Raw genomic sequence first — 15,943 nt, 5'->3', positions numbered from 1 at the left:
CGCCCTCGGCACCATTCATACGGCAGCTGATGCGGGTGTCGCTCCCAAACACCCGCATCAGCTGCATCATGAAATCGTTGCGCCTACCCCAACCGCCTAAAGGTCAGCGCGGTCCGAGAGTGAGAAGTGGCTTAGGTAATGGCGCAGGCTCTTGATGCTCATATTAAGCGCGATGGGCCTGGATCAACTCCGATTTGAACTGCTCAGTTCGCTTGTTCTTCAGGATCGCTTGGTAGCGATTGTGCGCAGCGCTTCAAGAGATCCTTCAAAACAGCTTCCTCGTCCGGGCTGAGCGTTCTCTTCATCCGCTCTTCCACAGACTTGATGGCCGCGCTGGCGCGAGCCATCTGCTCTCTGCCCTTCAGCGTGAGTTCCGCAGGTAGAGCGCGTCCAGCGATCGGACGGGTAAGTCTGGTGAGAATCCCGTCACTTTCCAAAGCCATGAGGAGCACGTTCATTGACTGCCGGGTGACAAACGCGCCGCGCGCTAGAGCGGAGTTTGACAGGCCCGGTCGTTGAGCTAAGAGCTCAAGGCACGAATAGTGGGTTATTGTCATACCGAGCGGGCGCAGCACAGTCTCCATTTCTATTCGGAGCGCGCTCGAAACCTCCTTCATCAGGTATCCCAACGACGTCTCCAGATCTATCCCAGAAGCTGCTTGACTCATGTCAGTATTCTGACATAAAGTAATCTATGTCAGCAAACTGACATACTCTGAAGGAGAACGCCATGTCCAACACATCCGGCCCAGGATTCATCTCTTTGCAGGTTCGTGACTTCTCTGCCTCAGCCGAGTTCTACGAAAAATACCTCGGTTTCACCCGCCAGCCCGGGCCGCCTCACGCGGTCGTGTTCAACACGACACCGGCATCCTTCGCCGTGCGCTCGCCACTTCCTGGAGTCGACCTCGATTCGGTATCTCAGCTCGGGCTTGGCATCGGCATATGGCTCCACAGCCCTGATTCCCAACAAGTCCACGACACCCTCCTCGCTGATGGGTTCCGCATTACGTCGGAGCCGATCGACGGTCCGTTCGGGCGCACGTTCACTTTTGCTGACCCTGACGGCTACCAGATCACTCTTCACGACCGTGCCTGAGTCCGCGGTTGAGCGGCTGGAGTCCCTTCATTCCGTGGCTGGCCCTTGGTCACTGACTACCAGCCGACGATTTTGGGAAGGGTTTTCGCCCTCTGCGCTAAACGTACAGGCCGCCGAAGCCAATATTGAAGCGACTTTTGTGTGCGACGACGATTGGCAGCGAGTGGATGCTGTGATCTCACAGGAAGATGACGCGGTACGGATCGCCGTCGCCGGTAGCGGAAATCTCGAAGCCGCCACGGCCCAGGTGCTTCGGTTTTTGTCGTTGGATATCGACGGTCGGGGCTGGCCGGATGTCGGTGTCCTCGATCCGGTCATCAAGAACGCGCAGCAGCAACTGCCAGGGCTGCGACCGTGCGGTTTCTATTCTCCCTACGAAGCCGCCGTCTGGTCGGTGCTTTCGCAGCGCGTTCAGATGCGCCAGGCAGCCGCCATCAAGACACGGCTCCTGAACTCCCACGGAGATCGCGGCAGTTTCCCGACACCTTCGGTTCTGCTGGGCCTCGATCTGGATTTGCCAGGTCGAAAGAACGAATACCTCCAGGCAGTCGCGGAGGCTGCTTTGGACGGGCAACTCTCTGGCGAGCGACTGCGCGCGCTCGACGCTGCAGAAGCGCTGCGACAAATGCAGGAGATCAAGGGAATCGGCCCATTCGCGGCTGATCTCATCGTCATCCGCGGCGCCAACTTTCCCGACGTCATTCCACGGAACGAGAAGCGCCTCGACGCCGAAATAGCTGAAAAATATGGCATTGAGCGCGCTCCGGCAGAGATCAGCAAGGCATGGGCACCGTTCCGCTCTTGGGCCAGCGTCTACCTGCGCGCACTTCGAGAAGAACGCACGCAAGAGATCACACGAGGAAGGCCAGAGCACCGGCGTTGAGCGATTTCACACACCGCTGCGCCGCACAAGCAATGGCGATCACAGCTTCGCCAACCACGGCTGCCCTGAGCCACAGTGAGAACATTCACTTGTTTGCTTTCAGCTTCGTCCCATATTTAAGGCCTAAAGTTGCGAACTAGAGAACCGGGCGGGGGTAGACCTCTTAGCGGGTCTAGTCAGTTCAGCACTTGCGCAGCTATGTCTTGAGGATTGCCGATGGTTCGAAGTTCACAAAACAACCCTGGCGGGCCAATAGTGGGCCTGTCTGCTAAGAGTGCTCGACGACGGATGCGAGTTGGGATATCAATCTTGATAGCCCTTCTGCTCATTGTTTCAGTCAAACTGGTGCTAATTCAGGGCTTGGACCTAAATGGCAACGCTGAGCAGGCGGTCCTGCAGCGGACAGTAACCCAGCCCCTCCCCTCAGTTCGGGGCAAGATTATTGATGCCAACGGCAAAGTTCTAGCAGAGAGCGTCCTGCGCTATAACATCACCATCTCGCCCAAGAACAACTCCAAGGCCACCACCTTCAAACGGCTAGATCCAAATGGCAACATAGAAGAACTCACTCGAACGCAAGGATTGACGGAATTAGCCGGGGTCCTCGGCTTAGACCTGAGTGCGGTCACGAAAACCGCGAGCGGTGACACCAATTTTGCCTACGTGACTAAAAATGTACCTCCGGACACGGAGGACAAAGTCATGAAACTGCGCCTGCCAGGCGTCTACTCAGAAGCCACCAGTGAGCGTGTCTATCCGCAGGGATCGGTGGGCGGAAATATCGTCGGATTTGTTGGCACCGATGGCAAAGGACTAGCCGGCATTGAGCAGAGCATGAATGCCAAACTCACCGGGAAGGACGGTAAGCGAACATACCAGCGCGGAGCCAACGGAATCATTATCCCTACCGCGCCCGTATCCGTTACTGCCCCGGTTAACGGTGAGGACGTAAAACTAACGGTCAATTCTGATATTCAGTTCTTTGCCCAACGCGCAGCTGAACAGCAAAAGCAGCAGTACAGTGCCGAGTGGGCCAACGTGGTCGTGGCTGAAGTCAAAACGGGCAAGATAATTGCCCTCGGGGACACCTCAACGGTTGACCCCGGCAACCCCGGCGCGTCTAAGGCGGAGGACCGGGGTGCTCGCTCGGTGACGGCCGCCATAGAGCCGGGTTCCACGGAAAAAACCGTTACAGCCGCGGCGCTGATTCAAGAAGGACTCATAGAGCCGGACACCCACCTGGTGATTCCCCCTACTTACACGGTCAATGGACAAACTTTCACGGATGCCTTCCCGCACGGAACAGAAAACCGAACTTTTGCCGGTGTGATTGGAGATTCGCTAAACACCGGAACGGTGATGGCCGGGGAAAAGCTCACCCCCCAGCAACGTTACGACTACCTCCACAACTTCGGGATCGGCCAGCAGCCAAACATTCCGCTGCCCGGGGTCAGCGCAGGAATCTTGGCCCAACCATCGAAATGGGATGGCCGGCAGGAGTACACGGTTCTGTTTGGACAGGGCGTGGCCCAAACACCACTGCAGACAGCAATGATCTACCAGACAATTGCCAACAATGGCGTCCGGTTGGACCCTCAGATAGTTGATGCCTATATTGCCCCTGACGGCACCGAAGAAAAAGTCCCGCAGCGGCCTGGAACAACTGTCGTGAGCCCGCAAACTGCACAGAAAGTGAGGGACATTCTTGAGAGCGTGACAACCGTTGCCGATGCTAAAAATGTCTCCATTCCCGGCTATAGAGTGGGTGGAAAGACTGGTACAGCGGAGTCGCCTGCTGACAACGGACATGGCTTTGACGGCTACACGTCCTCATTCGCGGGAATGGCGCCCATGGATGATCCCCAGTACGTAGTTCTCATCACGGTTCAGCGTCCCCAGGGCCTGATCTATGGAGTCAGCCAAGGCCCAACTTTCAATGAGGTCATGGGACAAGTTCTCCAGACTTACAACGTCCCCCCGTCAACCACGCCTTCGGTGAAGCTTCCGCAATATTTTGACCAGTGAACTGGGGCCGCCCATCACGTTTATTATGACCCGGCTAATAGTGCCCGATTTTCGTCGTGAAGGATACTCTTAGTCCATGCGCGAACTTCAGGCACAAATCATTGCAGAACTCGGCGTCCAACCCGTGATTGACCCGGCTACCGAGGTGAAACGACGGGTGCAATTCCTTAAGGACTACCTCAAAAAGACCGGCACGAAAGGCTATGTGCTCGGTATCAGCGGAGGACTTGACTCAACACTTGCCGGCCGCTTGGCACAGCTCGCTGTCGAAGAATTGGCCGAAGAAGGCATCACCGCAAACTTCATTGCCTTGCGTCTGCCCTACGGCATCCAGCACGACGAGGATGACGCCCAAATGGCGCTGGCGTTCATCAACGCGAAGACGGCAAAAACCTTCAACATCGCCCCAGCCGTAGACGGCTTTACGGTCGAATTCGCCAAGAGCGCTACCAGCGCAATCTCTGATTTCAATAAGGGAAACGTCAAGGCACGCTCCCGGATGGTGGCCCAATATGCACTGGCTGGTCAGGAAAATCTACTCGTGATTGGCACCGACCACGCCGCGGAATCAGTGACGGGATTTTTCACGAAGTTCGGCGACGGTGGCGCCGATATTCTGCCTCTCTACACTCTCAATAAGCGCCAAAACCGTGCACTACTCCAACACCTTGGCGCGCCGGAGCAGCTGTGGGCCAAAGTCCCGACAGCCGATCTCCTTGATGGCATTCCGGGCCGCACGGATGAGGCTGAACTGGGTGTGAGCTATGCGCAGATCGACGACTATCTAGAGGGCAAGGACATTGGCGACACCCCGGCGTCGAGCATTGAAAAACGCTTCCTCAACAGCCGCCATAAGCGCGCCATCCCGGTCTCGCTTCTGGACACTTGGTGGCGCTAGCCCACCAAAAGTGAGCGAACCAGGCCACGGCGTCGCGTATATTCAAGGCAGAAACATAAACTCGGCAAAGTAGCCGGAAGGTGGACACCATGACCGTCACGCAAGAGTTCCGTGCCGCGCGCCAACAACTACTGGATCTGCGCTTGGACAATGCCCGCGCCCAGAAGGAATTTTCCTGGCCACACTTCGAAGAATTCAACTTCGCACTGGACTGGATCGACGCGATCGCCGCCGATCCGACCTCAGGGAACAAACCAGCACTGGTCATTGTGGAAGCGGATGGCACCGCAACCAGACGCACTTTCAGGGAACTGTCTCTGCGCTCCAATCAGGTGGCCAATTGGCTGCGTGGTCAAGGCATTGTTCGCGGTGAACACATGATCATCATGCTTGGCAACCAGGTAGAGCTGTGGGAACTCATGCTTGCCTGCATCAAGCTCGGCGTTGTCATGATCCCGACCACCACCATGATGGGGCCAGCAGATTTGGCCGATCGGGTGGATCGAGGTGCGGCAACGTGGATCGCTGCCCGCGGCGAAGACATGCCCAAGTTCGCTCAGGTTCCCGGGGATTACACCTTGGTAAATGTCGGGGACGCGCTCCCTGGTGCTGGCCGCACGGTCGTGGATTACGCCGGGAGCGCGGATTCGGTGGAGGCTTTCACTCCGGACGCACCCACCAAGGCGGACGAAACCATGCTGCTTTACTTCACCTCCGGAACGACGTCCAAGGCCAAGCTCGTGGAGCATACTCACACTTCGTACCCGGTTGGCCATCTCTCCACCATGTATTGGATTGGATTGGAGCCCGGCGACGTTCACCTCAATGTGGCTTCACCGGGTTGGGCGAAGCATGCCTGGTCCAACGTTTTTACCCCGTGGATTGCGGAGGCTTGCGTCTTCGTCTACAACTACACGCGCTTTGATGCCAAGGCCCTCATGGCCCAAATGGACGCCGAGCACGTGACGAGTTTCTGCGCTCCCCCCACCGTGTGGCGCATGCTGATCCAAGCGGATCTGACATTGCTGAAAAATCCGCCCAAAAAGGTTGTCTCCGCCGGTGAGCCGCTCAACGCCGAGGTCATTGGCCAGGTTGAGCGAGCGTGGGGCCAGCTCATCCGCGACGGTTTCGGCCAGACCGAAACAACTGTCCAGGTGGCCAATACCCCCGGCCAGCCGGTGAAGATCGGTTCTATGGGCCGCCCTCTGCCGGGTTACGACGTAGTTTTGCTGGACTTGTTGACCGGGGAAGAAACGGACGACGGCGAACTTTGCTTGCGCCTGGATCCCACCCCTGTGGGGCTCACCAAGGGCTACTACGGTGACCCGGAAAAGACAGCTGACGCGTTCAGGAATGGTTTTTACCATACGGGCGACGTCGCAAGTCGGGATGAAAATGGGATCTTGACCTATGTGGGCCGCAGCGATGACGTCTTCAAGTCCTCGGACTACCGCCTATCCCCGTTCGAGCTCGAAAGCGTGCTGATCGAACACCCAGCCGTTGCCGAGGCCGCTGTGGTCCCTTCACCGGACGCGCTTCGTCTCAACGTTCCCAAAGCCTACGTGGTTCTGGCAGCTGCCTACGAGCCCAGCGACGCTTTGGCTGGAGAGATCTTCGCGTATTGCCGCGAACACCTGCCAGCTTACAAACGCATTCGTCGCCTGGAATTTTCAGAACTGCCCAAGACCATCTCGGGGAAGATTCGCCGCGTTCAACTCCGCGCCAACGAAGAAGTGCGCCACGGCAACGATTCTGTCGAAGAAAAGTTGCCGGGCGCACCCGTTCCGGTTGGCCTGGGCCGGGAATACCTAGATTCGGATTTCCCAACGGGCCAGTAGCCTCGAAGCAGGACCGGTGTCCTCGGAGGCGACGTCAGAAAGACTCAAGGCCGCCCACGGCCGAAAGTCTGCAAAGTCGCCGAGAGGATTCCGATCCTGCCAAACTACCTGCCAAACCCAAAGCAGGACCGGTGTCCTCGGAGGCGACGTCAGGGAGACTCAAGGCCGCCCACGGCCGAAAGTCGGAAAGTCGCCGAGAGGATTCCGATCCTGCCAAACTACAGACTAAGCAGTCAGGGAATTGACCCATTCCTGATTGTCCGCGATCCACTTTTTCACTGCCGGACCGTAGTTGTCAGTCTTCTCACCGTTGAACATTGCGTTCTCGAGGGAGTAGAGGTGCTCGGAGTCCATCTTGAAGTTCTTCAACCAGCCGTTGAGCGTCGGGAAGTCGTCACCCAAGCCCAGACGAGAGTAACCGTAGATACCTTCTGTGTCACCGAGGGCACCCTTTGGGTCCTTCAGGTCTTTCAACGGAAAGGCGTCGTAGGCCCAGTGCGGGCGCCAGAGGGTGACGGCGATGTTCTCGCCCTTGGTAGTGGCTGACTTCAATTCCGAGAGCATTGCCGGAGTTGAAGAGGTGATGTAGTCCATCTTTTCCAGGCCGTAACCGGGGATGACCTTCTTGGTGGTAGCTTCGGTCAGGCCGGCGCCGGGCTCGATTCCCACGATCCGGTTCCCGAACTTATCCGCGTTCGCAGCCAACTCGTCGAGTGAGTCGATGGGAGCGTCCTTATTTACAGCGATGGTCAGCTTGGCTTCGCTGTTCCATTCTCCGAGTTCGGCAAGCTTGTCACCATACTTATCCATCAGAGTCTTGTGTGTGACGGGCAGCCAAGTGTCCAAGGTCAGATCATAGTCACCCGTGGAAAGCCCGGAAAAGACGGGAGCGACGTCGGCATTTTCCAGCTTGACGTTGTAGCCCTTCTCATCAAGGATCGACTTCCATAGTTCCGACGCTGCGATGCCTTCATCCCAGCCGTTGAACACAGCGATCTTGACGTTTTTCTTATCCCCGTTATCCAGTGTCGCGCTTCCGCTACCGGATCCGCAGGCGCTCAGACCGAGTGCCAGTGTTGCTGCGATCGCAGCGAATCCCAAAAACTTCTTCTTCATGGTTTATTCCTTTCAATGGCAGCACATAAGTGTGCAGCCGCGATTGGTTGTAAATCGTGGTATTTCTTGTTTTGTGATCAGCCTTTAGGCGGCTTGAAGAACGGGGGCTTTCTTGTGACTGCCCAGGCTGGCCGTGACCCGGTCCAAGTAGATGGCAAGGATGACCACAGCGATGCCAGCCTCAAATCCGAGTCCGGCGTCGATCCGGCTCAATGCCGCAACCACGTCTCCTCCGAGTCCGCCTGCTCCGACCATGCCTGCAATGACCACCATTGACAGAGACAGCATGATCACCTGGTTGACGCCGGCCATGATGGTGGGCCGGGCCAGTGGCAATTGAATCTGACGCAGGATGTTTCCCGGGCTGGAGCCAAAGGCATGCCCAGCCTCCACCACTTCTGCATCAACGCCGCGGATACCGAGTTCGGTGAAACGGACGCCCGGTGCCATCGAAAAGATGATCGTGGCCACAATTCCTGGCACCACTCCGACACGGAACATCAGAAGCGCCGGAATCAGGTAAACCATGGCGGGCATGGTCTGCATGAAGTCCAGAATTGGACGGATGATCGAGGAGACCCTCCGTGAACTGGCAGCCCAGATGCCCAGTGGAATGCTGATGGCTACCGCCACAGCTGTGGCGATGACTACCAGGGCCAGAGAATCCATGGCGTTCTCCCATTGGTTCACTCCCACAATGAGAAGAAAACTGACCAAGGTTCCCACGCCAAGCTTCCAGCTACTTGCCTTCCACGCGATGGCCGCCAGGACCAACAAGGGAATCCAGAACGGCGGGGCTGTCAGTAACCAGTCCAGCCCGTCGTAAGCATTAACGAAAACCGTGCGGATAAGCGCGAAGACGCTATCGAAGGTAGTTGTTAGCCAATCAAGGCCAACTTCTACCCAGTCACCAAGGGGAATTCTAAATGTGTCTTCCATTTATGCCTCTCCTTCAGTCTTGGCCAGCGCGGCCGTGACAAGTTGTTCGGGCAGCGGCGCTACTCCGGCGTCGACTATGGGGAACTCACCCGTGGTGGACGGGACGTTACCGAGAGCAGCCAGCAGCGTCACGCGAGGCAAAGCGCCGACGAGGCGTCCTGCCTGGTCAACTACCGGAAGTGGAATAGGACTCTCAACGGCGCGGCCGAATAGGTCGTTGAGTGCCGTCTCCGGCGCAACCGGCTCAATGCCGTTGCGCACGGCAGCAGAAAGGTCGGTGCCCCGCTTTTCCACCAGAGCCATGACATCACGGTCACGGACCACGCCGTGATACATGCGCCGACGATCCACCACAAAGGCTGCAGAAACTTGCAAATCAGCCATGGTCCGCAGAGCATTGCGGGGACCTCCGGAGAGGTTGACGACTGCCAGCGGCGGTTCCATGACTCCGCCTGCAGTCAGGACGCGGGTCCTGTCAACGTCTTGGACGAACTGTGCAACGTAGTCGTTCGCTGGGCTGGTGAGGATTTCATCCGGAGTGCCTATTTGGACGATCTCACCATCACGCATGACCGCGATCCGATCGCCCAAGAACATGGCCTCGTTAAGGTCATGGGTGATGAAAATGATGGTCTTGCCCAGTTCTGACTGCAAGACCACAAGCTGTTCCTGCATTTCGCGACGGATCAGCGGGTCAAGGGCTGAAAAGGCCTCATCCATGAGCAGGATGTCAGTTTCTGCGCAGAGCGCGCGTGCCAAACCTACTCGCTGCTGCATGCCTCCGGAGAGCTCCGACGGAAGCTTCGCGCCCCAGCCTTCAAGGCCCACCAGTGAAAGAACCTTCTCGGCACGCGCTAGCCTGTCTTCTTTCGCTACGCCTTGGACCTCCAAGGCGTACGCAGCGTTCTCAAGCACCGTCCGATGTGGCATCAGCGCGAAATGCTGGAAGACCATGGAGACGTGGCGCTGGCGCACCTTGCGCAGTTCCTTGTCGGTGATCTTGGAGATATCTGTTTCACCGATGACGACGGAGCCCTCTGTGGGCGCCCACAACCCGTTGAGGGTCCGAATGAGGGTGGATTTGCCCGAGCCGGAGAGGCCCATAACAACAAAAATCTCACCTTTTTTGACCTCAAAAGAGGCGTCGATGACTGCTGCCGTACCCAACGTTGCCACTTCTTGGCGGGTCTTACCGGATTTCAGCCTTCTCACGACCTCGGCAGGACGCTTGCCAAAAGCCTTGTAAACATGTTCGACGCGCAGGGCAACGCCGTTCCCGTCAGACAAAGCCCTGGGATCGGCTGTTACGTTGACCTCGGATGAAATATCTGGGTGCTTTTCTAGCGTGGATTCGTGCACTGACTACCCATCTACGCACTACAGCCCGCTCTTTCGAATGAGCCGAAAGGTTGCGGGTGCTGCGGTTGCATGGTCGTGCTGCAGGCATTGGTACGCGTCAAACTCTTCGCTTTCCTACACTTCCGGCCGGGAAGTCTAAGAAAAGACGGTCCCACCTGGTGATGGGGAACGGGAAGCTATCCCTGCCGCCAGTTCGTCACGGCCTGTCTTTGGATAGAAATCATCTCCGGCGGCTGGTTCGCCACCTGAGGTACCTCGATTTCCAGCCGCCCGCAGGCTTTTCGGTTTACTGGTTGGTAACGACACTAACAAAGACACTTTCGCTACCAGCGTAAATTTGGGCTTATTTCGCAAGCACGTTCCAAGCAATATGGGCCTAGCCCGTGCCATGGCGCGGTGAGGCAGGAGTTACGGCATTGTGACCAAAACCCTATATTTTAGGGGTCTCAGGCCACAAATGCGGTGCCATTTATCACACCAGATGGTGGAATAGCTGCTAGTTCCCCCACAGCTTCCCGCACGAATTTGTGCCAAAGTTCGGATCAGCTCCGTGGACCGGCCCCCAAACAGGGCTTAACACGGTAACTTGGGCTACGTGAAGATTGCTACCTGGAATGTGAACTCGTTACGCGCCCGTGCCGACCGCGTTGAGGACTGGCTGCGCCGGACCGACGTCGACGTCCTGGCCATTCAAGAAACCAAATGCAAGGACGAGAACTTCCCCTGGGAGCTGTTCGAAAATAACGGCTACGAGGTGGCCCACTTTGGGAACAGTCAGTGGAATGGCGTTGCCATAGCCTCACGGGTAGGGCTGGAGAAAGTTGAACGCACCTTCGCGAGTCAACCGTCCTTCGGCAAAGGCGGTAAGGACCCCGTTCAGGAGGCACGTGCGATCGGCGCCACATGCGATGGCGTGCGGATCTGGAGCCTGTACGTGCCCAATGGCCGCGCCCTGGACGACGAACATATGCCCTACAAACTTTCTTGGCTGGCGGAACTGAAAAATCAGGCCGCAAGCTGGCTGGCCGAAGACCCCACCGCGCAAATAACACTGATGGGCGACTGGAATATCGCACCTCGGGATGAGGACGTCTGGGACATTGACTTTTTCCTCGAACAAGGGCTCACTCACGTCAGCGCCCCAGAGCGCGCAGCGTTCGGCGCCTTTGAAGCGGCGGGATTCGCCGACGTCGTCCGTCCCTTGTGCCCGGGCCCGGGCGTCTACACCTACTGGGACTACACGCAACTACGCTTCCCTAAAAAAGAAGGCATGCGCATCGATTTTGTCCTGGCCTCGCAAGCTCTGGCGGCACGCGTCACCGAAGCGAAGATCGACCGCGAAGAACGCAAGGGCAAGGGCGCTTCCGATCATGCGCCCGTAATCGTGGAATTGAGTTAACAAATGCACAGCGGGCTGTACTTAGGCGGAATGCAGTTGCCGTTTGTCTCCAGCCTGCGCGTATACCTGCCGCGGGAAGCCTATACACAAGAAGAATTCAGCTACATTGCATCCCTGATAGACGCGGATCAAAACACCATAAGCGTCGATGCGCAAGAACTCGCAGATTCGCTGGGGCGCGTCAGCCGACCCACAGCCAAGATGCTTCCGACGCCTTCCGTAGACAGGGTGCGCGTGTTCCAGATGGCTGTTGAGACCCCTCTGCTGTACGCACCCAATCAATTGGTGGCTCGATCCATGGTCGCAACAACGGAGCTGCTCTCCGGGCCTCTGGGCCAACTGGCCAAGCTGGTGGTCCCTGACACCGAATGGGATCGTCACCTGCAGCGGTTAGAAACGGCACCTTCTCTTGGCGCTACTATCCAGACCCGCACCTCCACCTGGGGAATTCCGTTTAGCTGGTTCACTCTGGTGTACGCCAACGACCGCATGGAAGTGGTGGAGGCAAATGGCCGGGTGCTCACTGTCCGCATCCAGGTCCCCGTTGCGGTGGCTGCGGAACGGGCCAGCCGGACTCTGAAAATGCTAGCCGAGGTGGCTTCCGAGCTGGACTTATTCGAGGAGCTGAATGTTCTCCATGGCTGGCTGACGGCTTTCGACGGGGACGGGGTAGTCGAGCTGGACTATGGTCCCCTCGCACACAGACTTCATCCCGATGAGTCTCCTGCAGACGTCCATGCTGGGCTGGCATGCTTGGCCGACGGCGACCTGACGGGTGCCGCGGCCGCGTATCGACGCCTGGCGAACCGGTGGACTCCCATTAGAGCCCTGGGGCGAGCCAACTGACGTTTCGCTTGGCACATCAGCTAGTTTCTCTGAGTTCTGCTCAGCTCATTGGAGGTGCGGTGGTGTTGCGCACCACCAACTCAAAGGGCATATACGGCTTCTTCTGCGGTTCCTTCTTTCCATCGAGCTCGGACAGCACTATGGTGGCTGCTGCCCGGCCGTGCTCCCAGGGGTTTTGGGCGATCGTGGTCAACCCGGCGGCCTTGGAAAAGTCGTGGTCATCAATGCCCACCACGGAGAGCTCTTCCGGCACACGGATGCCTCGACGCTGCGCTTCAAAGAGCAGACCCAACGCCATCTCATCCGAACCGCAAAAGATGGCAGTTGGATTCGGGCCAGCCAGGTCAAAGATACCTGCCGCAGCGCGGACTCCCTCCGCGACGGTGAAATCGCCCGGCACGTTCCACTCCGGATGCAGAGACAGCTCCGCACGCGCCATGGAAGCCTCAAAGCCAACGGTACGCAGAGCTGGAACCTTAAAGTTTTGCTCGTCCTGGACCCCACCACGCAGATAGCCGATCCGGCGGTGTCCCAAAGCGATCAGGTGCTCTGTGGCAGCGGAAGCCGCTGCGACGTCGTCAATATAGATACCGCTACAGCCCTCTACCGGGCCGCCCACGGACATCAAGGGAATGTCAGTGGTGTGAAGTTGGCGTAATTCTTCTGGGGACAAGCCTAGGGAGAGCACTAGCAAAGCATCGATTTGTTTGCGCACCATGCTTTCGGTGAAACTGCGCTTTGTTCCATGGACGTAGCCACCGAGGCTGAACAATAACAAGTTATAGCCGTTATCCCGAAGTACTTGATCTATCCCTTCAATGGCGTGGCCAAAATACCAGCGGTCCACGTAGGGCACCAGCACCCCTACCGTCCGCGTCCTCCCAGATGCCAGACCCCTGGCCGACGGCGACGCCACATAACCCATGGACTTCGCCACGGCCAGCACCTTAGCCCTCGTTGGCTCACTGACCCGTGGTAGCCCCCTTAGCGCTCGCGAAACAGTGGCCGTGGAGACATGCGCCTGCGCTGCGACGTCATCAATACTGACTCCCATGGCTACCCCTTTCTTCAGGTATGAGGCTGCCATTGCGTGGCCTCCATGAGTCCAATGCGCCCCTCACGAATCGTCTGTACCGGGATGACGCAGTTGGATCTATTTCGTTAGCGTTCCCGTCTTCCACGCCGCGCAGGAAGCTTGCTTCGAAGTCGGATCATACCCCACAGGCCCAGACAGAGCGCCAACAAACCCAAGGCCCACGCCAGCGCTGGCTGCCCAGAAAGTTCCTGCCAGACAGTAATCAAGAAGACGACGACGACCCAAAATCCCAAGAACCCGATGATGATGTCGAAGTCTTCCCCACTTTTCACTTTGGATGAAGGGATATGCAGGGGGTCCAACTTTTTCTCCCTCGCCATGCTCACTTCACCGCCCCGGCCGTGAGGCCAGCTACGATCTTGCGCTGGAAGATCAATACCAAAATAACCAGCGGGATGGTGACCACCGTGCCAGCAGCCATGACGGCTGTGTACGGTTCTTGGTGCGGTTGGGAGCCAGCAAAACGGGCGATCGCCACAGTGACCGTCTGTGTCGCGTCGCTGGAGAGGATGCTGGCAATCAGATATTCGTTCCACGCTGCAATGAAGGCCAAGATGGCGGTTGTGAACACCGCGGGGGCTGCCAGCGGCATTATGATCTTGCGGAACGCCTGTCCTTGCGTGCACCCGTCAATGCGAGCCGCTTCCTCCAGCTCCCACGGCATTTCACGGAAGAAAGACGTCAGCGTGTAAACAGTCAATGGAAGAACAAACGAAATATTGGGGATGATCATCGCCTGGTAACTGCCCATCCACCCGATGTTGCTGAACAGCTGAAACAGCGGAGTGACGATTGCAACGCCGGGGAACATCGATGCTCCGAGAATTACGCCGAGCACAAGAAACTTGCCACGGAAGTTCAACCGCGCCAAAGCGTAGGCGGCAAAGACGCCAAAAAGCAACGCAACAACGGTGGTGACGCCGGAAATAAAGAGAGAGTTTGCCAGTGCCCGGCCCAGGTGGTTCCCTAGGTTAGCGGAAAATGCAGTCTTGAAGTTATCCCAGGTGACGTGCGTGAAAAAGGGTGTGGAGTCAAACGTGTAGCCCACATCTCGAAAAGCTGTGACTATCATCCAGTAAAACGGCAGCAGACACCAAAGCACGATGAGCACCGCGCTGATGTATGTGCGTGCACTGGTCCAGTTTTGCCGCGTACGAGCAACAGATTTGGCGGCAGCCGTGCTGTTTTTCACTGTTTGGGTTGCGGTACTCATTTCAGCTTCACCTTCGCCCCGCCATTAGCTGATTCGACGGCATTAGCACCAAGGAACCGCACAAAGATAAATGCCACAACGAAGATGATCAAGAACGTAATGGTGGACAATGCTGCGGCCGAGTTGAAGCCCACCGTGATCTGCTTGACCACAAGGATGGACAGGGTGGTGGTTCCGTTGGCTCCGCCAGTCATGATCGCGGGGAGGTCATACATCCGCAGGGCATCAAGTACGCGGAATAGGATGGCCACCATGAGTGCCGGTCTCACCAGTGGCAAAGTAATGAGCCTGAATCGCTGCCAGGCCGTTGCGCCATCAACCTTGGCGGCCTCGTAGACCTCCGCAGGGATCATTTGCAGACCGGCCAAGATCAGCAGGGCCATGAAGGGCGTAGTTTTCCAGATGTCGGCAATGATAATCGCGGCCTGGGCCGGGCCTTGGCTTCCGGTCCACAAAATGTCGGTATGAAAGAGGGTATTGACGATTCCGTCGAAGGCAAAAATGAAAAACCACAGCTTGGCGGTCACAGCTGTGGGGATGGCCCACGGCACCAGCACCGCAGCACGCAAAATACTACGGCCCCGGAAGGTCCGGGCCATGATGATTGCCATCCAGAAACCCAGAATAGTTTCGAAAAAGACTGTCACCACAGTAAAGAAGAAGGTGATGCCCGTGGCGGACCAGAACTGGGCCCCCAACGTTCCGGGCGGGCAGCTTGCGGTTCCAGTGGGCGAATTGCACTGCTGAAAGAGCCAGTGCATGTAATTGGCCAGCCCGGCAAACCCGCCGGCAACAAAGCTACCGGTAACCGGGTCAAGACCTTTGTCCTGTTGGAGAGACATGTAAATGGCATTGATCACGGGATACAAAATGACGATGGCCAAGACCACCAGAGTCGGGGCAATGAGCAAGGCTGCAGCGCGGCCCTGAGTTTTTTCCTTACGGTCTGCGCCAACTTCCTTGTTCCCGCCGGGTGGTATCTCACCCCCGGGGGCTGTTTTTCTGCCGGGTGTGGACGCCGGCTGGAGATGTGTTGACATCTTTATGTTGCGTTCCCTTCAGGACGAATTTCTTTACTTCACCATGCGTGGGGAGGTGCCTGCGCTGTGGTGTCCTAGGCTGCGCCTAGGACACCACAGCGCACAAACGGCGTTTTCTGTGGACTGCTTACTGCGAACTGGCGGAAGCCATCGCTGCTTGCATGTCCTTCATCGCTTGATCAACGGTTTTAG

15 protein-coding genes are annotated in these 15,943 nt (G+C 57.4%); 7 read left to right on the top strand and 8 right to left on the bottom strand.

Annotated elements, in window-relative coordinates:
* Positions 1-203 precede the first annotated feature (203 nt).
* Positions 204-668: a MarR family winged helix-turn-helix transcriptional regulator gene (locus tag LOH53_RS04055; protein WP_230066452.1), complete on the bottom strand. Its 465-nt coding sequence runs from the start codon at positions 666-668 to the stop codon at positions 204-206.
* A gap of 62 nt (positions 669-730) precedes the next feature.
* On the opposite strand from LOH53_RS04055, the gene LOH53_RS04050 reads away from it, so the two are divergent.
* The 5 genes from LOH53_RS04050 (at position 731) to LOH53_RS04030 (ending at position 6,743) form a co-directional block, all read left to right on the top strand.
* Positions 731-1,099, top strand: a complete 369-nt coding sequence (locus tag LOH53_RS04050) for a VOC family protein (RefSeq protein WP_230066451.1) — start codon at positions 731-733, stop codon at positions 1,097-1,099.
* Positions 1,092-1,982, top strand: a complete 891-nt coding sequence (locus LOH53_RS04045; RefSeq protein ID WP_230066450.1) for a DNA-3-methyladenine glycosylase family protein — start codon at positions 1,092-1,094, stop codon at positions 1,980-1,982. The genes LOH53_RS04050 and LOH53_RS04045 overlap by 8 nt, the downstream gene beginning before the upstream one ends.
* Positions 1,983-2,198: 216 nt before the next feature.
* Positions 2,199-4,007 (top strand): peptidoglycan D,D-transpeptidase FtsI family protein, encoded by a 1,809-nt coding sequence (locus tag LOH53_RS04040; protein WP_230066449.1) that lies wholly within the window; start codon positions 2,199-2,201, stop codon positions 4,005-4,007.
* A 76-nt stretch (positions 4,008-4,083) separates the two neighbouring features.
* Positions 4,084-4,905, top strand: a complete 822-nt coding sequence (gene nadE, locus LOH53_RS04035) for an ammonia-dependent NAD(+) synthetase (RefSeq protein ID WP_230066448.1) — start codon at positions 4,084-4,086, stop codon at positions 4,903-4,905.
* A gap of 89 nt (positions 4,906-4,994) precedes the next feature.
* The gene (locus LOH53_RS04030) at positions 4,995-6,743 is read left to right on the top strand and encodes an AMP-binding protein (protein WP_230066447.1); all 1,749 of its coding nucleotides are present in this window, start codon (positions 4,995-4,997) and stop codon (positions 6,741-6,743) included.
* A gap of 225 nt (positions 6,744-6,968) precedes the next feature.
* Here the strand turns inward: LOH53_RS04030 and LOH53_RS04025 are convergent, their stop codons facing one another.
* The 3 genes from LOH53_RS04025 to LOH53_RS04015 form a co-directional block, all read right to left on the bottom strand.
* Positions 6,969-7,859, bottom strand: coding sequence for a glycine betaine ABC transporter substrate-binding protein (locus LOH53_RS04025; RefSeq protein WP_230066446.1), 891 nt, complete (start codon positions 7,857-7,859; stop codon positions 6,969-6,971).
* An 84-nt stretch (positions 7,860-7,943) separates the two neighbouring features.
* Positions 7,944-8,798, bottom strand: a complete 855-nt coding sequence (locus LOH53_RS04020) for an ABC transporter permease (protein ID WP_230066445.1) — start codon at positions 8,796-8,798, stop codon at positions 7,944-7,946.
* A complete protein-coding gene (locus LOH53_RS04015) occupies positions 8,799-10,061 on the bottom strand; it encodes a quaternary amine ABC transporter ATP-binding protein (RefSeq protein ID WP_376991480.1) in 1,263 nt (420 codons plus the stop codon). It lies immediately after the preceding gene.
* Positions 10,062-10,752: 691 nt separating this feature from the next.
* Here LOH53_RS04015 and LOH53_RS04010 point away from each other — a divergent pair.
* Complete coding sequence (locus LOH53_RS04010) at positions 10,753-11,556, top strand: exodeoxyribonuclease III (RefSeq protein WP_230066444.1); 804 nt, start codon at positions 10,753-10,755, stop codon at positions 11,554-11,556.
* A gap of 3 nt (positions 11,557-11,559) precedes the next feature.
* Positions 11,560-12,402: a hypothetical protein gene (locus tag LOH53_RS04005; protein ID WP_230066443.1), complete on the top strand. Its 843-nt coding sequence runs from the start codon at positions 11,560-11,562 to the stop codon at positions 12,400-12,402.
* 40 nt (positions 12,403-12,442) lie between these two features.
* Here the strand turns inward: LOH53_RS04005 and LOH53_RS04000 are convergent, their stop codons facing one another.
* From LOH53_RS04000 to LOH53_RS03985, 4 genes are all read right to left on the bottom strand, one after another.
* The gene (locus LOH53_RS04000) at positions 12,443-13,489 is read right to left on the bottom strand and encodes a LacI family DNA-binding transcriptional regulator (protein WP_230066442.1); all 1,047 of its coding nucleotides are present in this window, start codon (positions 13,487-13,489) and stop codon (positions 12,443-12,445) included.
* Positions 13,490-13,563: 74 nt separating this feature from the next.
* Complete coding sequence (locus LOH53_RS03995; protein WP_230066441.1) at positions 13,564-13,800, bottom strand: hypothetical protein; 237 nt, start codon at positions 13,798-13,800, stop codon at positions 13,564-13,566.
* 20 nt (positions 13,801-13,820) lie between these two features.
* On the bottom strand, positions 13,821-14,711 hold the full coding sequence (locus tag LOH53_RS03990) for a carbohydrate ABC transporter permease (RefSeq protein ID WP_230066440.1): 891 nt from the start codon (positions 14,709-14,711) through the stop codon (positions 13,821-13,823).
* Positions 14,708-15,751: a carbohydrate ABC transporter permease gene (locus LOH53_RS03985; RefSeq protein ID WP_230066439.1), complete on the bottom strand. Its 1,044-nt coding sequence runs from the start codon at positions 15,749-15,751 to the stop codon at positions 14,708-14,710. The genes LOH53_RS03990 and LOH53_RS03985 overlap by 4 nt, the downstream gene beginning before the upstream one ends.
* Between the last annotated feature and the right edge of the window lie 192 nt (positions 15,752-15,943).

Source organism: Arthrobacter cryoconiti, from assembly GCF_020905375.1.
In the GTDB taxonomy this organism is placed as follows: Bacteria; Actinomycetota; Actinomycetes; order Actinomycetales; family Micrococcaceae; genus Specibacter; species Specibacter cryoconiti.
This window is presented reverse-complemented; position numbering and strand designations above follow the sequence as displayed.

Coding starts and splice junctions, on each gene's coding strand:
- LOH53_RS04055 (WP_230066452.1), bottom strand. CDS start 668: ATGAGTCAAGCAGCTTCTGGGATAGATCTGGAGACGTCGTTGGGATAC.
- LOH53_RS04050 (WP_230066451.1), top strand. CDS start 731: ATGTCCAACACATCCGGCCCAGGATTCATCTCTTTGCAGGTTCGTGAC.
- LOH53_RS04040 (WP_230066449.1), top strand. CDS start 2,199: ATGGTTCGAAGTTCACAAAACAACCCTGGCGGGCCAATAGTGGGCCTG.
- nadE (WP_230066448.1), top strand. CDS start 4,084: ATGCGCGAACTTCAGGCACAAATCATTGCAGAACTCGGCGTCCAACCC.
- LOH53_RS04030 (WP_230066447.1), top strand. CDS start 4,995: ATGACCGTCACGCAAGAGTTCCGTGCCGCGCGCCAACAACTACTGGAT.
- LOH53_RS04025 (WP_230066446.1), bottom strand. CDS start 7,859: ATGAAGAAGAAGTTTTTGGGATTCGCTGCGATCGCAGCAACACTGGCA.
- LOH53_RS04020 (WP_230066445.1), bottom strand. CDS start 8,798: ATGGAAGACACATTTAGAATTCCCCTTGGTGACTGGGTAGAAGTTGGC.
- LOH53_RS04005 (WP_230066443.1), top strand. CDS start 11,560: ATGCACAGCGGGCTGTACTTAGGCGGAATGCAGTTGCCGTTTGTCTCC.
- LOH53_RS04000 (WP_230066442.1), bottom strand. CDS start 13,489: ATGGCAGCCTCATACCTGAAGAAAGGGGTAGCCATGGGAGTCAGTATT.
- LOH53_RS03990 (WP_230066440.1), bottom strand. CDS start 14,711: ATGAGTACCGCAACCCAAACAGTGAAAAACAGCACGGCTGCCGCCAAA.
- LOH53_RS03985 (WP_230066439.1), bottom strand. CDS start 15,751: ATGTCAACACATCTCCAGCCGGCGTCCACACCCGGCAGAAAAACAGCC.